The 14,504-nt window shown below is 63.4% G+C and carries 15 protein-coding genes and 1 other RNA gene; 12 read left to right on the forward strand and 4 right to left on the reverse strand.

Annotation, left to right across the window (positions count from 1 at the left end):
* Nucleotides 1–60 precede the first annotated feature (60 nt).
* Together JI664_RS17875 and JI664_RS17880 are read right to left on the reverse strand one after the other, a co-directional pair.
* Complete coding sequence (locus JI664_RS17875; protein ID WP_207015130.1) at nucleotides 61–1,272, reverse strand: SAM-dependent methyltransferase; 1,212 nt, start codon at nucleotides 1,270–1,272, stop codon at nucleotides 61–63.
* A gap of 74 nt (nucleotides 1,273–1,346) precedes the next feature.
* On the reverse strand, nucleotides 1,347–2,768 hold the full coding sequence (locus JI664_RS17880) for a cryptochrome/photolyase family protein (protein ID WP_207015131.1): 1,422 nt from the start codon (nucleotides 2,766–2,768) through the stop codon (nucleotides 1,347–1,349).
* 190 nt (nucleotides 2,769–2,958) lie between these two features.
* Here JI664_RS17880 and JI664_RS17885 point away from each other — a divergent pair, with 190 nt between their 5' ends.
* The 12 genes from JI664_RS17885 (at nucleotide 2,959) to JI664_RS17940 (ending at nucleotide 12,276) form a co-directional block, all read left to right on the forward strand.
* Entirely contained in the window at nucleotides 2,959–3,756 is a 798-nt protein-coding gene (locus tag JI664_RS17885) for a FadR/GntR family transcriptional regulator (protein WP_207015132.1), read from the forward strand.
* Between the two features lie 9 nt (nucleotides 3,757–3,765).
* Nucleotides 3,766–4,533 carry a potassium channel family protein gene (locus JI664_RS17890; protein ID WP_207015133.1) on the forward strand — a complete coding sequence of 256 codons (768 nt, stop codon included), beginning with the start codon at nucleotides 3,766–3,768 and terminating at the stop codon, nucleotides 4,531–4,533.
* A gap of 19 nt (nucleotides 4,534–4,552) precedes the next feature.
* Nucleotides 4,553–4,907: a transfer-messenger RNA gene (gene ssrA / locus JI664_RS17895) on the forward strand.
* A 92-nt stretch (nucleotides 4,908–4,999) separates the two neighbouring features.
* A complete protein-coding gene (locus JI664_RS17900) occupies nucleotides 5,000–5,764 on the forward strand; it encodes a DUF1194 domain-containing protein (protein WP_207015134.1) in 765 nt (254 codons plus the stop codon).
* A gap of 78 nt (nucleotides 5,765–5,842) precedes the next feature.
* The gene (locus JI664_RS17905) at nucleotides 5,843–6,313 is read left to right on the forward strand and encodes an SspB family protein (protein ID WP_207015135.1); all 471 of its coding nucleotides are present in this window, start codon (nucleotides 5,843–5,845) and stop codon (nucleotides 6,311–6,313) included.
* A gap of 162 nt (nucleotides 6,314–6,475) precedes the next feature.
* The gene (locus JI664_RS17910) at nucleotides 6,476–6,940 is read left to right on the forward strand and encodes a YbaK/EbsC family protein (protein ID WP_207015136.1); all 465 of its coding nucleotides are present in this window, start codon (nucleotides 6,476–6,478) and stop codon (nucleotides 6,938–6,940) included.
* Nucleotides 6,937–7,371, forward strand: coding sequence for an RDD family protein (locus tag JI664_RS17915; RefSeq protein ID WP_207015137.1), 435 nt, complete (start codon nucleotides 6,937–6,939; stop codon nucleotides 7,369–7,371). Before JI664_RS17910 ends, JI664_RS17915 begins: the two co-directional genes overlap by 4 nt.
* A gap of 165 nt (nucleotides 7,372–7,536) precedes the next feature.
* Entirely contained in the window at nucleotides 7,537–8,400 is an 864-nt protein-coding gene (locus tag JI664_RS17920; RefSeq protein ID WP_207015138.1) for an arginyltransferase, read from the forward strand.
* Between the two features lie 435 nt (nucleotides 8,401–8,835).
* Complete coding sequence (locus tag JI664_RS17925) at nucleotides 8,836–10,602, forward strand: acetolactate synthase 3 large subunit (RefSeq protein WP_207015139.1); 1,767 nt, start codon at nucleotides 8,836–8,838, stop codon at nucleotides 10,600–10,602.
* A 24-nt stretch (nucleotides 10,603–10,626) separates the two neighbouring features.
* Nucleotides 10,627–11,193 carry an acetolactate synthase small subunit gene (gene ilvN / locus JI664_RS17930; RefSeq protein ID WP_207015140.1) on the forward strand — a complete coding sequence of 189 codons (567 nt, stop codon included), beginning with the start codon at nucleotides 10,627–10,629 and terminating at the stop codon, nucleotides 11,191–11,193.
* A complete protein-coding gene (locus JI664_RS17935; protein WP_207015141.1) occupies nucleotides 11,177–11,644 on the forward strand; it encodes a hypothetical protein in 468 nt (155 codons plus the stop codon). The genes ilvN and JI664_RS17935 overlap by 17 nt, the downstream gene beginning before the upstream one ends.
* On the forward strand, nucleotides 11,641–12,276 hold the full coding sequence (locus JI664_RS17940) for a 5'-methylthioadenosine/S-adenosylhomocysteine nucleosidase (RefSeq protein WP_207015142.1): 636 nt from the start codon (nucleotides 11,641–11,643) through the stop codon (nucleotides 12,274–12,276). The genes JI664_RS17935 and JI664_RS17940 overlap by 4 nt, the downstream gene beginning before the upstream one ends.
* 63 nt (nucleotides 12,277–12,339) lie before the next feature.
* Here the strand turns inward: JI664_RS17940 and lpdA are convergent, their stop codons facing one another.
* Together lpdA and JI664_RS17950 are read right to left on the reverse strand one after the other, a co-directional pair.
* Nucleotides 12,340–13,734: a dihydrolipoyl dehydrogenase gene (lpdA, locus tag JI664_RS17945; RefSeq protein ID WP_207015143.1), complete on the reverse strand. Its 1,395-nt coding sequence runs from the start codon at nucleotides 13,732–13,734 to the stop codon at nucleotides 12,340–12,342.
* Nucleotides 13,735–13,876: 142 nt separating this feature from the next.
* Entirely contained in the window at nucleotides 13,877–14,458 is a 582-nt protein-coding gene (locus JI664_RS17950; protein ID WP_207015144.1) for a DUF924 family protein, read from the reverse strand.
* Nucleotides 14,459–14,504 lie beyond the last annotated feature (46 nt).

A 14,504-nucleotide genomic window follows, 5' to 3' on the forward strand; every position in this document is an offset into this window, starting at 1 on the left:
TCTCCATCGGCTGTCTGCGTCGGGCGCTCAGGACGGAAGGCACCGCACCCGACCCGCAGGTCAGGCCGGACGGCGCACCGTGATCTGAGTCACGTCACAGATACCCGTGTGAAACGCCCCCGCGCAAGAGGTGAGGTAGAAGTCCCACATGCGCTTGAAGCGTGTATCGTAGCCCATCGTCTGGATACGGTCCCACGCATTGGTAAAGCTTTCATGCCAGCGCCGCAGCGTCAGCGAATAGCTTTCGCCGAACTCGATGGACGACAACCAGCCAAGCCCCGCTTTCTGCGCCTCTTGCGCGAAACGCGCGGGCGAGATCAGCATCCCGCCGGGAAAGATGTACTTCTGGATGAAATCGACATTCTTTCGGTAGGTCGGAAACCGCTCGTTGGGCACGGTGATGACCTGAATGGTTGCCTTGGCGCCTTCCTTCAGTCGGTCGCGGACAGTTTCGAAATAGGCCGGCCAATAGCTTTCGCCCACCGCTTCGAACATCTCGATCGAGGCGATGCCGTCATAGGTGCCGCGCTCGTCGCGGTAATCCTGCATCTTGATCTCGACCTTGTCCGACAGCCCGGCGCGCGCCATCCGCGCCACCGCGAAATCGTGCTGCGCCTTCGAGATCGTCAGTCCGGTGACTTTGAGCCCGCGCTGCCCCGCCGCGTATTCCGCGAACCCGCCCCAGCCGCAGCCGATCTCCAGCACATGGTCGCCCGGCTTCAGCCCCAGCGAGTCGACAAGGGCCGCGTATTTCTGCTCTTGCGCACGCTCGAGGCTTTCCTGCCCGGTCTTGAACAGCGCCGAGGAATAGGTCATCGAATCGTCGAGCCACAGGGCGTAGAAATCGTTGCCCAGATCGTAGTGATACGAGATGTTCTTCTTCGCCTGCTGCTTGGAATTGCCCCGCAGCCAGTGGCGCACCCGCTCATAGGCCCGCACCAGCGCCATGCCGGTGAAATCGTCCAGAAGCGCGGGGTTGTCCTTGAAGATGATGTCCATCAGATCCTGCAGATCAGGCGTCGTCCACCAGCCTTCGATATAGGCGTCGGCAAAGCCCAGCTCCCCCTCGCGGATAAGCCGGGCAAAGGCATCGGGGTTGTGGATCGTGATCTCGGCGGCAAGACCCGGCTCGGTGCCCTGTGCGCGGACACGGCGTCCGTCGGGAAGGATCAGGTCCAGACGGCCGTAATTCATGCGCTGAAGTTGCGCGAAGACGGGTTTGAAATATCGGGGCAGATCGGATTGCCCTTCGGTGCTGGTAATGATGTCCATCCGCTTCCCTGTCGTCTGTCTTTTTTGTTGTACGAAAGATTAAGGCGGTTGGATGTATACGCAATCCCGTTTCTTTACGATTTCTTAAGCCTGTCATAGGCTTCGAGCGCCGCCTCACGCCCCTCGGACAGCGCGATAACGCGGTCGGGGTAATCCGCCTTCGGGTCCAGCTGCCAAGCGCGCGGGACGGCGTTGAAATAGTCCTGCGCCTCTTCGCCCGGATCCTTGCTGAGTTCCGCGATGAAGGCCTTACGATAATCCCCTGACTTATCGAATTTTTCTGCCTGCGTCTCGGGGTTGAACACGCGAAAATACGGCGCTGCGTCGGGGCCGGACCCTGCCACCCATTGCCACCCCATCGCGTTCGAGGCCGGGTCCCAGTCGATCAAGCAATCGGCGAACCAGTCCATGCCCACTTTCCAGTGCGTCGTCAGATGCTTGGTCAGATAGCTGGCCACCACCATACGCACCCGGTTGTGCATCGTCCCGGTCACATACATCTCGCGCAGGCCCGCATCGACGAAGGGCTCGCCGGTCATGCCCCGGCGCCAGCGTTCGGCGTCCTTGTTGTCCTCGCGCCACGGGAAATCGTCCCATTCCTCGCGCCAGTTGCTCTCCAAAAGATGGGGGAAATGGAACATCAGGTGATGGGCAAAGTCGCGCCATGCCAGTTCTTTGCGAAAATGCGTGCCGCCCTGCCCTGTATGCACCTTGGCCGCGTGCCAGACGCGCCGCGCGCCGATCTCGCCATAGGTCAGGTTCTCGGACAGGCCTGAAACTGCGGGCTTTGCGGGGAAATCGCGGTCGTCCTTGTAGTCCAGCACTGGCCCGTCGAGAAACGTCTCCATCCGCGCCAGCGCAGCAGCCTCACCCACCACCGCGTGCTTTGCGACGATGGCCGCCCCTCGGTTCATCGCCGCGCCAAGCGCCCAGTCGTCAAGGCCCTCGCTGTCCGGCCAGTGATCCGGGGTGTGCAGCGTATCGGGGGCATCGCAGGGCTTCGCCACCCCCATGTCATCGAGCGCGCGAAAGAACGGCGTGTAAACCTTGTACGGATCGCCCGCCTTCGTCGCGATCTCCCACGGTTCGATCAGCGTGTGGCCGGAGAACGAGCGCGCGTTGAAACCCTTGCCCTTCAGCACCTCTTTAATCTCGCTGTCGCGGTCGCGCGAAAGCGGGTCGTACAACCGCGTCCACCAGACGCCCCCCGCACCGGCTTCCTGCAAAAGGTCCAGAAGGATTGGCAGCGGCGCCCCTTTTCGCAAGATCAGCCGCGAGCCGTGATCCTTCAGCCGCGCGGCGAAACTGCCAATCGCCTCACCGTAACGCCACCGCGCAGCCGCACCGATCCCGGTCACCGCGCGGTCGGCGATGAAAACGGGGATCAGCGGGCGGCCCGTGGCAGCGGCTTCTGTCAGCATCGGGTGATCGTCGAGCCGCAGATCGCGGCGAAACCACAAGATCAGGGGCGTGTCGGCACGGTCGTTTTGGGTCATGGCGTCTTTCGCATTGCATAAAGGGCGATCTAGCGTGGCAGAAACGGCGTCAATAGCTGTGACGAACGCGGGAAGAGCGCCGTGAAACAACCTATGCGATTGACACGACTCGGGGCCTCTGGCATCTTAATGACAGACAATAAAAACATCAAAAACACAGTGGGTTGACGCTATGAGCAGCGGGTCATCCTTGGAAAAGCGCACACCCGACCGCGCGTCGGCGATCGCGTCGCTTCTTCAGGACAACATTCTTTCAGGTCACTACGGGCCGGGCGACCGCCTTCCCTCCGAAGCCGATCTTTGCGCGCATTTCAAGGTGTCGCGCCCGACCCTGCGTGAAGCGCTGGGGCGGCTCAACGCGCGCGGGATGATCGTGGCGCGGCGCGGCGCAGGCGGCGGGGCCTTCGTCACCCAGCCCACGCCGGAAGTCGCCGGCGAACAGGTCGCGGCGCTGGTCGCGCTGTCGACGCGGGCGCCCGATAATGCCCATCGCCCCTTCCTGACCGAAGCGCGTATCCAGCTTATGCTGGGCTGCGCTGAGCTTGCGATCCTGCGCAAGACCGATATCGCCGATCTGCGCGCCGAGATCGACCTGCAATCCGATTTTGCCATCGACGATGAGGCTTTCGTGGGCTCGATGCGGCGGATGAACCTCGCGCTGGCTTCGGCCTCGGGCAACAATGCGATGACGCTGCTGACGCAGGGGCTGATCGAGGCAGAATTCGCCGTCACGCCCAAGACCGACTACCCCACCCGCGTTCGCGCGCGCTTCCTGTCCTATCACGTACGCATCGCCAACGGCATTGCCGGCCTACGCGGCGACGATACGCGCGCGGCGATCATGGAATTGTGGAGCTTCGAGGCCGATCGCGCGAGCGGCGAGGCGGACGATGCCCAGCCGGTCGAGCGCCCGCCGCGGATGCGCGACCTGCGCCTGCCCCCGGTGCAGCGGCTCACGCCGCTGCCGGACCAGCCCTTGTCCGAGTAAGCGCGCGCCATGCAGCCGTCGTTGCGGCACCGCCTGTCGCTGGCCGTCGATCCCGAAATGCGCGAGGATGACGGCCTTTCGCCCTTCAACCGGCTGGCGGTGACCGGCATCCTGCTGCTGATCCTCGTCGGCGTACTGGAAACCGAGGTGCATGTGATCCGCCGTTTCGGCGGCGTGCTCGAGGTCACGAAGGCCGCGCTCTTCGTCTTTTTCCTTGTGGAATATGGGCTCAGGCTGTGGGTTGCGCCGCTCAATCCGCGCATCCGCAATGTCTGGCATTACGCGTTCAGCCCCAGCGCGCTGCTGGATCTCGCCGTGTTGGTGACCCTCGCCTCGCCCTTTCTGGGGCTCGAAGCGACGGTGTTCCGGCTGCTGCAATTGCTGCGCATCCTGCGGCTGGCGCGGCTGGGCCGCTATTCGCGCGGGATGAACCTGCTTTATGACGCGTTGCGCTCGCGCTCGACCGAGCTGTGGCTGAGCATGGTGATGGCGTTGTCGCTGATGCTCGCCTCCTCGACGCTGCTCTACATCGTCGAAGGCGATGTCCAGCCCGACGCCTTCGGCTCGATCCCCCGCGCGCTTTGGTGGGCGGTCGAGACCCTGACCACCGTGGGCTACGGCGATGTCGTGCCGATCACACCGCTCGGCCGGTTTCTTGCCGCGCTGACGGCGCTGTGCGGGATCGGCTTTATCGCGCTTCCGACCGGCCTGCTGGCAGGCGCGTTTTCGGATGCGATGCGCCAGTCGCGTGAAGAACGCCGGCATCGGCGCGACTGATCGCCGTTTCCCGCAAGCCCCCCTTGAGCCGCGCCGCGCCTGGCCCTATATAAGCTCTGTTCCCGGCAACGGGGACTATGGACATAAACGCGCTCGTAATACGCGGCTCGGACCCGGGGGCGGTACCCGGCGGCTCCACCAAACTTCCCTCATTGGGGGCGAATGGGGCCGAAACAGGATCGACGAACGTTTAAAGGGGTTTGCTTTGTCCCGGTGAGGTACCACCGTTATCGGTCCGAAACGTACAGTTGCCAATGACAACCGTGCTCCGGTGGCCGTCGCTGCGTAAGCAGTTGACCAAAACCGATCTTAAGCCCTTGCGCTTAGCCGCGTAAGGCGGGGTTCGCAGGTACCTGGCAACAGAAACCTGCACTTTCCCCTCTTCTGTATTTTCGCTTGGCGGGCCTATGGCGCGCGCTCACGGATTCGTGATCTCAACCATGGCGGGTGCGTGCAACCATATCGCATGAGCGTGCGCCGCGTTTTCAGCCATATCACTCTTGCCGCAAGCCTCTGCCTTGCTCTCGCGCCACAGCGTGCGGACGCGTGCGACGTGGCGCTGGTGCTGGCGATGGATGTGTCGGGCTCGGTCGATGCCTATGAATACAGCCTGCAGGCACATGGCATCGCTCAGGCGATCCGCGACCCGCAGGTGCAGGAGGCGCTGGTCCATGGCCGTGCGTCGCTGGCCATCGTGCAATGGTCGGGCGCGCTGGAACAGACCGTCACCCTGCCCTGGACCCGGATCACCGAACCTGCCGATGCCCAAGCGGTTGCCACCCGCGTGCAGGTCATGCCGCGTGCCCATGCCGGCGGCAATACGGCCGTGGGCGAAGCGATCCATGTCTCGGCCGCGTTGCTCGATCAGGTGCGCGATTGCGCGCGCTGGGTGATCGATGTCTCCGGCGACGGCGATGAGAATGAGAGCTTCACGCTGGGGACCGAACGCGTCACTGCTTATCGGCGCGGCATCCAGATCAACGGGCTGGCGATCGAGGCCGCCGGACAGGCGCAGTCGATCACGAATTTCTATCGCCGCCATGTGGTTACGCCCGGCGGCTTCGTTATCACCGCGCGCCAGCACGAAGATTTCGCCCGCGCGATGCGCGAGAAGATGCTGCGCGAGCTGGTCGCACCGATGGCCAGCCTGCCGGCACCCCTGCCGCGATCCCCGTCACCCGGGCCCGAATTCGCCGCGCTCGCCATCTTTCTGCCGACGCGCACGCGGTGAAGGGTTTTCATCACGCCTGAAAGCCCTATGGTACCGGTAAGACAACCCCCGCGACCGGGGGACTTCAAGAGGACGACAATGGCGCGCGGAATCGATTATGGAAACCTCATGCACCAGGCCATGCGCGGCCTGATCCGCGAGGTTCTGACCGGAATCGCCGAGAACGGCCTGCCCGGTGAACACCATTTCTTCATCACGCTGAACACCCGCAATCCCGGCGTCCAGATGGCCGACTGGCTTCATGCGCGCTATCCCGACGAGATCACCATCGTCATCCAGCACTGGTTCGAAAATCTCAATGTCGACGACCAAGGCTTTGCGATCACTCTGAATTTCGGCAATCAGCCCGAGCCGCTTTATATCCCCTACGACGCGATCACGACCTTCGTGGACCCGTCTGTCGAATTCGGCCTGAAATTCGAAACCCACGCCGATGACGACGACGAGGAAGATGACGAGTTTGAGGACGAGGAAGCGCCGATGATGCATTCCGAACCCGAGCCGCAGAAAGCGGGCGAGGTCGTGAGCCTCGACAAGTTCCGCAAGTAGCCGGCGGATATTGACACCGGACACGGGCTTTGAGGGCGGCGCATTGCGCCGCCTTACTGCTTTCTGGCCGACAAAAGGCATGTGTCTTGCCGGGTTCGGGGTTGTTCCCGGCTGGCCGAGCCCTCATGTTCTGGGCCAGACGAAAGCAGACCCGAGAATTTCATGAGCAAGTCATTGGCGCGCGTGCGCAAAGCCATCGAAGAGATCGGTCTGGATGCCGAGATCCTGCATCCTGGCCAGAGCCGCACCGCCGAAGACGCGGCCAAGGCCTGTGGTTGCGAGATCGACCAGATTGTGAAATCGCTGATTTTTCAGGGTGAAAGCGGCCAGATCTATCTGTTCCTGACGGCGGGTGGCAACCGCCTCGACGCGGAGAAAGGCGCCAGCGTCGCCGGTGAAGCCTTGCTGCGCGCCGATGCCAACACGGTACGCAAGGTGACGGGCTTTGCCATCGGCGGCGTCGCCCCGATCGGTCACCTCACCGCGCCGCGCATCTTCGCCGATCCCCGGCTGCGGGATTTCGGAACGGTCTATGCCGCCGCAGGCACGCCGGACCACGTCTTTTCCGTCGCCCCCGGCGCGCTGTTTGCCGCTTGCGACGCCACCGAGGCCGAGTTCACGCAATGAGCCTGCCCCATCCCCTCGACGCGCCGGAATTCTACGATCACCTGATGATCAAGCGGTTCCTGGCGTGGGTGATCGACCTGCTGATCACGCTGGTGATCGTGCTTGTGGTCTTGGCCCTGACCGGTTTTCTGGCGATTGTCATCCTGCCCTTCGTCTGGTCGGCCATCGCCATCGCCTATCGCACGGTTACGCTGACCCGCTACGGCGCGACGCTGGGGATGATGGTTGCCTCGGTCCGCTGGGTGCGGCTTGACGCCACCCGCCCCGATCAGACCGTGGCGCTGTGGCATTCGGTGATCTACACCGCGTCGATGGGGTTCGTGATCCCGCAGATCGCCTCGGTCGCGTTGATGATGGTCACGCCGTACCGACAGGGGCTGAACGACTGGATCCTCGGCACCACGATCGTCAACCGCTATCTCGAACACTGAGGATTGAAACGTCGGCGCGTTCTGGAACACGGATGCGCCATGGCCCTTGGCGGACCCGAAAACCGTTGCTAGGTTGATCACAGGCGTGCCTGAGTGCACGCATCGTTGAGTACCGATAGCCACGCCGAAGGTCTTCACCGCCCCGCTTGAAGGAAGTGCGCCCCCATGCGCCACTCGCTGCCCATAGCGCCGCAATTCTATGTCACGGCTCCGCAGCCCTGCCCCTATCTGCCGGGTCAGAGCGAGCGCAAGCTGTTCACGGCTCTGACCGGCGAAGGCGCGCGTGCGCTTAACGACACGCTGTCCAAGCAGGGCTTCCGTCGCTCACAGAATGTGCTGTATCGCCCGGCCTGCTCGGAATGCGCGGCCTGCCTTTCGGCGCGGATCCGGGTGGCGGATTTCGAGCCCTCGCGCAGCCAGCGGCGCAACATCAAGCGCAATCAGCATCTGCACCGCGAAGCGACCAGCCCCTGGGCCACGGATGAGCAGTTCACGCTGTTTCGCCGCTATCTCGACAGTCGCCACGCCGATGGCGGCATGGCCGACATGGACATCTTCGAATTCGCCGCGATGATCGAAGAGACGCCGGTGCGCTCGCGCGTGATCGAATATACCGAAAAGCCCAAGGCCCCGGTCGAGAACCGGCGTGGCTCAGGTCGGCATCTGTCGGCGGTCTGCCTGACCGATGTGCTCGATGACGGGCTGAGCCTTGTCTATTCCTTCTATGACCCCGATCGGATCAAGGACGGGCTGGGCACCTATATGATCCTTGATCATGTGGCGCTGGCGCGGCAGGTGGGTCTGCCTTACGTCTATCTTGGCTATTGGGTGCCGGGCAGCGCGAAGATGGCCTACAAGGCCAAGTTCAGCGGGCTTGAGGTCTATCGCGACGGCGACTGGCACGAATTGGGCGACCCCGAGGAATATGGCCGCCAGCCGCATCCGTTGTCTGTGCGCCCGATCACCGAACAGGTCGCCGCGATCAGCCTGCCCCCGGCGACGCCCTCTCGCGGGTCGCATAACGGCTGAGGTTTCCCCTTTCTTATTCCGTATCACGCCGCGCCCGAAAGCGCGGCGTTTTGCGTTTTTGCCCCGTGCACCCCCGCGAAAACCGGGTGTCCGCACGATGATTCACTCGAATCGACAGTGCTGGTTTTCGTTTCATGCGCAAACAGGGGGAAAAACGTAATATCCGGAAAGATTTTCGGTCATTTTCGACGCAAACCGATGTCAAGGGCGCTTGACGCTGCCCTGCAGCGGCCGTAATGTCCCGCCGAACGCTACAGGAGAGACGGATGTCCGTCGTACTTATCAGTTCAGGGGATCGTACCGGATCGGCATAAGGCCGACACCGATCGTTCCCCATGCGCCCCCCTTGACCGGGGGTTTTTTGTTGCCCTATCGGCTGGCCTGGGGCAAAGGCTGGCACAAGATCCGAAGCGAGATCCTAAGGTGGAGAAAGTCATGTCCCAGCAGACGAACGCAGCGCAAATGACGGGCGCTAAGATGGTCGTTCAGGCGCTCAAGGACCAGGGTGTCGAAGTCGTGTTCGGCTATCCCGGCGGCGCGGTGCTGCCGATCTATGACGAATTGTTCCAACAGAACGAAATCCGCCACGTTCTCGTGCGGCACGAACAGGGCGCGACGCATATGGCCGAAGGCTATGCCCGCTCGACCGGCAAGCCCGGCGTGGTGCTGGTGACCTCGGGTCCCGGCGCCACAAACGCGGTGACCGGCCTGACCGACGCGCTGATGGATTCGATCCCGCTTGTCGTGATCTCGGGTCAGGTGCCCACCTTCCTGATCGGCACCGACGGCTTTCAGGAAGCCGACACCGTGGGCATCACCCGCCCCTGCACCAAGAACAACTGGCTGGTGAAGGATCCCGACAATCTGGCCGAGACGATCCATCAGGCTTTCCACGTCGCCACGACCGGCCGTCCCGGCCCGGTTCTGGTCGATATCCCCAAGGATGTGCAATTCGCCGACGGCACCTATACCGCGCCGAAAATGGCGAAGGTCGACCATTATCAGCCCCGCGTGAAGGGCGATATCGAGGCGATCACCGCACTGGTCGAGCTGATCGAACAGGCCGAGCGCCCGGTCTTCTATACCGGCGGCGGCGTGATCAATTCGGGTCCCGGCGCGTGCCAGCTGCTGGGCGAACTGGCCGACAGCACCGGCTTTCCCGTCACCTCGACCCTGATGGGTCTGGGCGCCTATCCGGCATCGGGCAAAAGCTGGCTGGGGATGCTGGGCATGCATGGCCTCTACGAGGCCAACATGGCGATGCATGATTGCGATCTGATGATCAATATCGGCGCGCGGTTCGATGACCGGATCACCGGCCGCGTGAACGCCTTCAGCCCGAATTCGTTCAAGGCGCATATCGATATTGATCCGTCTTCGGTCAACAAGGTGATCCGCGTGGATCTGCCGATCATCGGCGATGTCGGCCATGTGCTGGAAGACCTGCTGCGGATCTGGAAATCGCGCGGCCGCAAGACCAACAAAGAAAGCCTCGCCAAGTGGTGGCGCCAGATCGAAGAGTGGAAAGCGGTCAATTGCCTCGCCTACAAGGGCTCGGACAGCATCATCAAGCCGCAATACGCGCTGCAAAGGCTGGAAGCGCTGACCAAGGGTCGCGACCGCTACATCACCACCGAAGTGGGTCAACACCAGATGTGGGCCGCGCAGTTCCTGCATTTCGACGCGCCCAACCGCTGGATGACCTCGGGCGGTCTGGGCACGATGGGCTACGGCCTGCCCGCCTCGATCGGGGTGCAGGTGGCCCATCCCGACGCGCTGGTGATCAACGTCGCCGGCGAGGCCTCGTGGCTGATGAACATGCAGGAAATGGGCACCGCGGTGCAATTCCGCGCGCCCGTGAAGCAGTTCATCCTGAACAACGAGCGTCTGGGCATGGTGCGCCAGTGGCAGCAATTGCTGCATGGCGAGCGGTATTCGCATTCCTGGTCTGAATCGCTGCCCGATTTCGTGAAACTGGCCGAAGCGTTCGGCTGCAAGGGGATCAAGGTCGATCACCCCGATCAGCTGGACGACGCGATCATGGAGATGATCAATTACGACGGCCCGGTGATCTTCGACTGCCTCGTCGAAAAGCACGAAAACTGCCTGCCGATGATCCCGTCGGGCAATGCGCACAACGACATGCTGCTGCCGTCCGACGATGTCCGCGCCATTACTGGCGCTGGCGCGGCGCTTGTGTAAGCCCTTGGTGTAAGGAAGAAATTGATGTCCCCGCTTCACATCCAGCAAGGCTCGTCCAAGCATTCGGCCTACGAGCTTCGCGACCCGAATTCCGAGGTTCTCGAACGCCATACGCTCGCCGTCATCGTCGCCAACGAACCGGGCGTTCTGGCCCGGGTCATCGGCCTGTTTTCGGGACGCGGCTATAACATCGAAAGCCTCACCGTCGCCGAGACCGACCACAAAGGCCATCGCTCGCGCATCACCATCGTCACGGTGGGCACGCCGCAGGTAATCGAGCAGATCAAGGCGCAGCTTGGCCGTATCGTACCGGTGCACGAGGTCCATGACCTGACGGTCGAGGGCGCCTCGGTCGAGCGTGAGCTGGCGCTTTTGAAGGTCGAAGGTAAGGGCGATGCCCGGATCGAGGCCCTGCGTCTGGCCGAGATCTTCCGCGCCAATGTGGTCGATTCTACGCTGGAAAGCTTCGTGTTCGAAATGACCGGCGCGCCGTCGAAGATCGACGCCTTCGCCGATCTGATGCGTCCTCTGGGCCTGTGCGAGATCGCGCGCACGGGCGTCGCGGCTCTGGCGCGTGGCGGTGCGGCCTGAGCGCCGCGCCCTGTTTCTGAAGGCGCTGCCCTTTCTCACCGGCGCGGCCCTTGCGGCGGCGCTGGTCCTGACCGCGGTGGCGACGGTTCAGACCCTGAGCCTGATGCGCGCGCGCCCCGCGGGCACACGGGTCGAGGCCTCGGTCCTGACCGTCGATCTGCGCCCGCCCACCCAGACCGAACCGTGGTACGAAGGGCGCGTGCGGCTCTTTATCTCGGACCGGCATCTGGGCACCTTCACAATCGCAACCGACCACCCGCCCGTCTCGGTGACCGAGATCTGGCCCGGGGCCACGGTCGATGTCGCCGTCACCCAAGGCAATCCCCCGCGCGTCGCGTACTGGCCCACCGGTCCGGAACACCGGAACCGCGTGACGCTGATCGCCCTTGCGCTCACCCTGCTGCTTGCCGCAGTCTCGGGGCTGGCAACCCGGATACTGAGACCCGCATGATCCCGCTCACCCTGATTGCCGGGCATGACGTGCTGTTCGTCATGGCCGCGCGCGCCGAGTTCGGCCCCCATCTGCAGGCCCGCATCACCCCGCTGATCTGCGGCGTGGGGCCGGTTGAGGCGGCGATCCAGACGAGCCGGGCGCTGACCCTTCTGGAAGCCGAAGGGCGCAAACCCGCGCTCGTCGTGTCGCTCGGCTCGGCCGGGTCCGCGCGGCTCGATCATTGCGGGCTCTATCAGGCAAGCCATGTCGCGTGGCGCGATATCGACGCCTCGGCGCTTGGGTTCGAGCGCGGTACGACGCCCTTTCTCGACCTGCCCGCGATCCTGGAATTGGGTCACGCCATTCCCGGGCTTGAGCGGGCGACCCTGTCGACCGGGGCGAATATCGTCTCGGGCACCGGATATGACGGCATCGCGCAGGACATGGTGGATATGGAAACCTTTGCCATCCTGCGCGCCTGCATGCTGGCCGAGGTGCCGCTGATCGCCCTGCGCGGCATCTCGGACGGCAAGGCAGAACTCACCGGCCTGCATGACTGGCAGGAATACCTGCATGTGGTGGATCAAAAGCTCGCCGGCGCCGTCGACAGGCTGGGCGCCGCGCTGAATGACGGCAGCCTGACGCTGTAGGGGGCGTGCTCTGCACGCACCATTCCGGGCCACGAAAAAGGGGCCCGAAGGCCCCTTCCCGTCTCAATAATGAATCGCCCGGCCGTATGCGTCGAGCACGCTTTCATGCATCATCTCGCTCAGCGTCGGATGCGGGAAGACCGTGTGCATCAGGTCTTCCTCGGTCGTTTCCAGCGTGCGGCCGATGACATAGCCCTGGATAAGCTCGGTCACTTCCGCGCCGATCATATGCGCGCCCAGAAGCTCGCCGGTCTTGGCGTCGAAAATCGTCTTCACCATGCCTTCGGGCTCGCCCAGGGCAATCGCCTTGCCGTTACCGATGAAGGGGAAACGCCCGACCTTGATGTCGTAACCCGCTTCCTTCGCTTTAGCCTCGGTCAGGCCGACGCTTGCAACCTGCGGATGGCAATAGGTGCAGCCGGCGATGGTGTTGGGCTTAATCGGATGCGGATGCTGGCCCGCGATCATCTCGGCGACGATGACGCCTTCGTGGCTGGCCTTATGCGCCAGCCACGGCGCCCCGGCGATATCGCCGATCGCCCACAGACCCTTGACCCCGGTGCGGCAATACTCGTCGACCACGACATGCGTGCGGTCGATCTTCACGCCCAGTTCTTCCAGGCCCAGCCCTTCGACATTGCCGACGATGCCGACCGCCGAAATCACCGTGTCGAAATCCTCGGTCGTGGTCTTGCCGCCCGCTTCCAGATGCGCGGTGACCTTGCCGTTGCCGCGGTCGAGTTTCTTGACCGTGGTCTTTTCCTTGATCTTCATGCCCTGCTTGGTGAACTGCTTCTTGGCGAAGGCCGAGATCTCGGCATCTTCCACCGGCAGCACCCGGTCCATCACTTCGACCACCGTGGTATCGGCGCCCAGCGTGTTGAAGAAGCTGGCAAATTCGATACCGATCGCGCCCGAGCCGATGACCAGCAGCTTCTTGGGCATCCGCTTGGGGTCGAGCGCGTGCTTGTAGGTCCAGACCAGATCGCCATCGGCTTCCAGCCCCGGCAATTCGCGCGCGCGCGCGCCGGTGGCAAGGATGATGTCGGGCGCCTTGAGCGTCTCCTCACCCTTGTCGCCCTTGACCGAGACCTTGCCCGCGGCCGGGATCGTGGCCTTGCCCATGAAGACGGTGATCTTGTTCTTCTTCATCAGATGGCCGATGCCGCCCGAAAGCTGCCCGGCCACCCCGCGCGAGCGTTTGACCACGGCGGACAGATCAAAGTCGATCTTGTCCGCGCTCAGGCCAAAATCCTTGGCGCGGTGCATCAGGTGGAAGACCTCGGCTGAGCGCAGCAGCGCCTTGGTCGGAATGCAGCCCCAGTTCAGGCAGATGCCGCCCAGATGCTCGCGCTCGACAATGGCAACCTTCTTGCCAAGCTGGGCGGCGCGGATCGCCGCCACATAGCCGCCGGGGCCCGCCCCGATCACGACGACATCAAAGCTCTGCTCTGCCATGGATCCCTCCCGCATGGAATATGGTTTAGCACTAAACTATTTCTCAGGCGCATGCAACAGCGCTGGTCCAGGAGCCGGCGGCGCCGGGCGAATAGCCGCCCTGCATGGACCGAAAAGCCCAATGACGCCGCGCGGTCCGGGATCAAGCCGCTTCAAGCCCGCGAACGGTAGCGCCATAGCCGCCCTCGGCAAGCCACGCGGCCTCGGCAGCCGTGGTCTCGCGTCCGAGCGCCTCGTTGCGGAAGGGGAAGCGGCGAAAGCGGCGGATGATGTCCCGATGCGCGCGCGCATGAACGATATTGGGTCCGCCGGTTTCGGGCAGCCGGGCAAGCATCAGCGCCACGCAGCGATCCTGATCGAACGGGCTTTCCGAATGCATGAGCGGCATGTAACAGAATTGCCGCAGCGGCTCGGGGATCTTCATATCGGAATTGTTGAGCCACATGTAATGCGACACCCGCCGCGCCTTGAAATCGGTGGCAAAGGCCTTGCCCTGACCCCGGAACATGTTGCGCGGAAACTGATCGGTCAGCAGCAGATAGGCCAGCATCCCGTCCGGGCAGGACATCCAGTTGCGCAGCCCGCCGGCATTGGCGGTGTTCCAGTCCTCTTCGAAACGCGACCGGATCTCTGCATCCAGCGCCTCACCTCCGGCATACCAGCCATCGGGCCCCAGATCGTTCCAGTAATCGAGGATCGCGTCGGCGCGGGCGGTGGTCGTCATGGCGGGCTCCTTTTTCGCCAGCCTGCGCCGAGCGCAGGGTGGCGGT

This window comes from Rhodobacter sp. NTK016B (assembly GCF_017303295.1).
Lineage (GTDB): Bacteria > Pseudomonadota > Alphaproteobacteria > Rhodobacterales > Rhodobacteraceae > Pararhodobacter.

Excerpts from the sequence above, each read along its gene's own strand:
- JI664_RS17875 (WP_207015130.1), bottom strand. The coding sequence starts at position 1,272 with ATGGACATCATTACCAGCACCGAAGGGCAATCCGATCTGCCCCGATAT.
- JI664_RS17880 (WP_207015131.1), bottom strand. The coding sequence starts at position 2,768 with ATGACCCAAAACGACCGTGCCGACACGCCCCTGATCTTGTGGTTTCGC.
- JI664_RS17890 (WP_207015133.1), top strand. The coding sequence starts at position 3,766 with ATGCAGCCGTCGTTGCGGCACCGCCTGTCGCTGGCCGTCGATCCCGAA.
- JI664_RS17900 (WP_207015134.1), top strand. The coding sequence starts at position 5,000 with ATGAGCGTGCGCCGCGTTTTCAGCCATATCACTCTTGCCGCAAGCCTC.
- JI664_RS17905 (WP_207015135.1), top strand. The coding sequence starts at position 5,843 with ATGGCGCGCGGAATCGATTATGGAAACCTCATGCACCAGGCCATGCGC.
- JI664_RS17910 (WP_207015136.1), top strand. The coding sequence starts at position 6,476 with ATGAGCAAGTCATTGGCGCGCGTGCGCAAAGCCATCGAAGAGATCGGT.
- JI664_RS17915 (WP_207015137.1), top strand. The coding sequence starts at position 6,937 with ATGAGCCTGCCCCATCCCCTCGACGCGCCGGAATTCTACGATCACCTG.
- JI664_RS17920 (WP_207015138.1), top strand. The coding sequence starts at position 7,537 with ATGCGCCACTCGCTGCCCATAGCGCCGCAATTCTATGTCACGGCTCCG.
- JI664_RS17925 (WP_207015139.1), top strand. The coding sequence starts at position 8,836 with ATGTCCCAGCAGACGAACGCAGCGCAAATGACGGGCGCTAAGATGGTC.
- ilvN (WP_207015140.1), top strand. The coding sequence starts at position 10,627 with ATGTCCCCGCTTCACATCCAGCAAGGCTCGTCCAAGCATTCGGCCTAC.
- JI664_RS17940 (WP_207015142.1), top strand. The coding sequence starts at position 11,641 with ATGATCCCGCTCACCCTGATTGCCGGGCATGACGTGCTGTTCGTCATG.
- lpdA (WP_207015143.1), bottom strand. The coding sequence starts at position 13,734 with ATGGCAGAGCAGAGCTTTGATGTCGTCGTGATCGGGGCGGGCCCCGGC.
- JI664_RS17950 (WP_207015144.1), bottom strand. The coding sequence starts at position 14,458 with ATGACGACCACCGCCCGCGCCGACGCGATCCTCGATTACTGGAACGAT.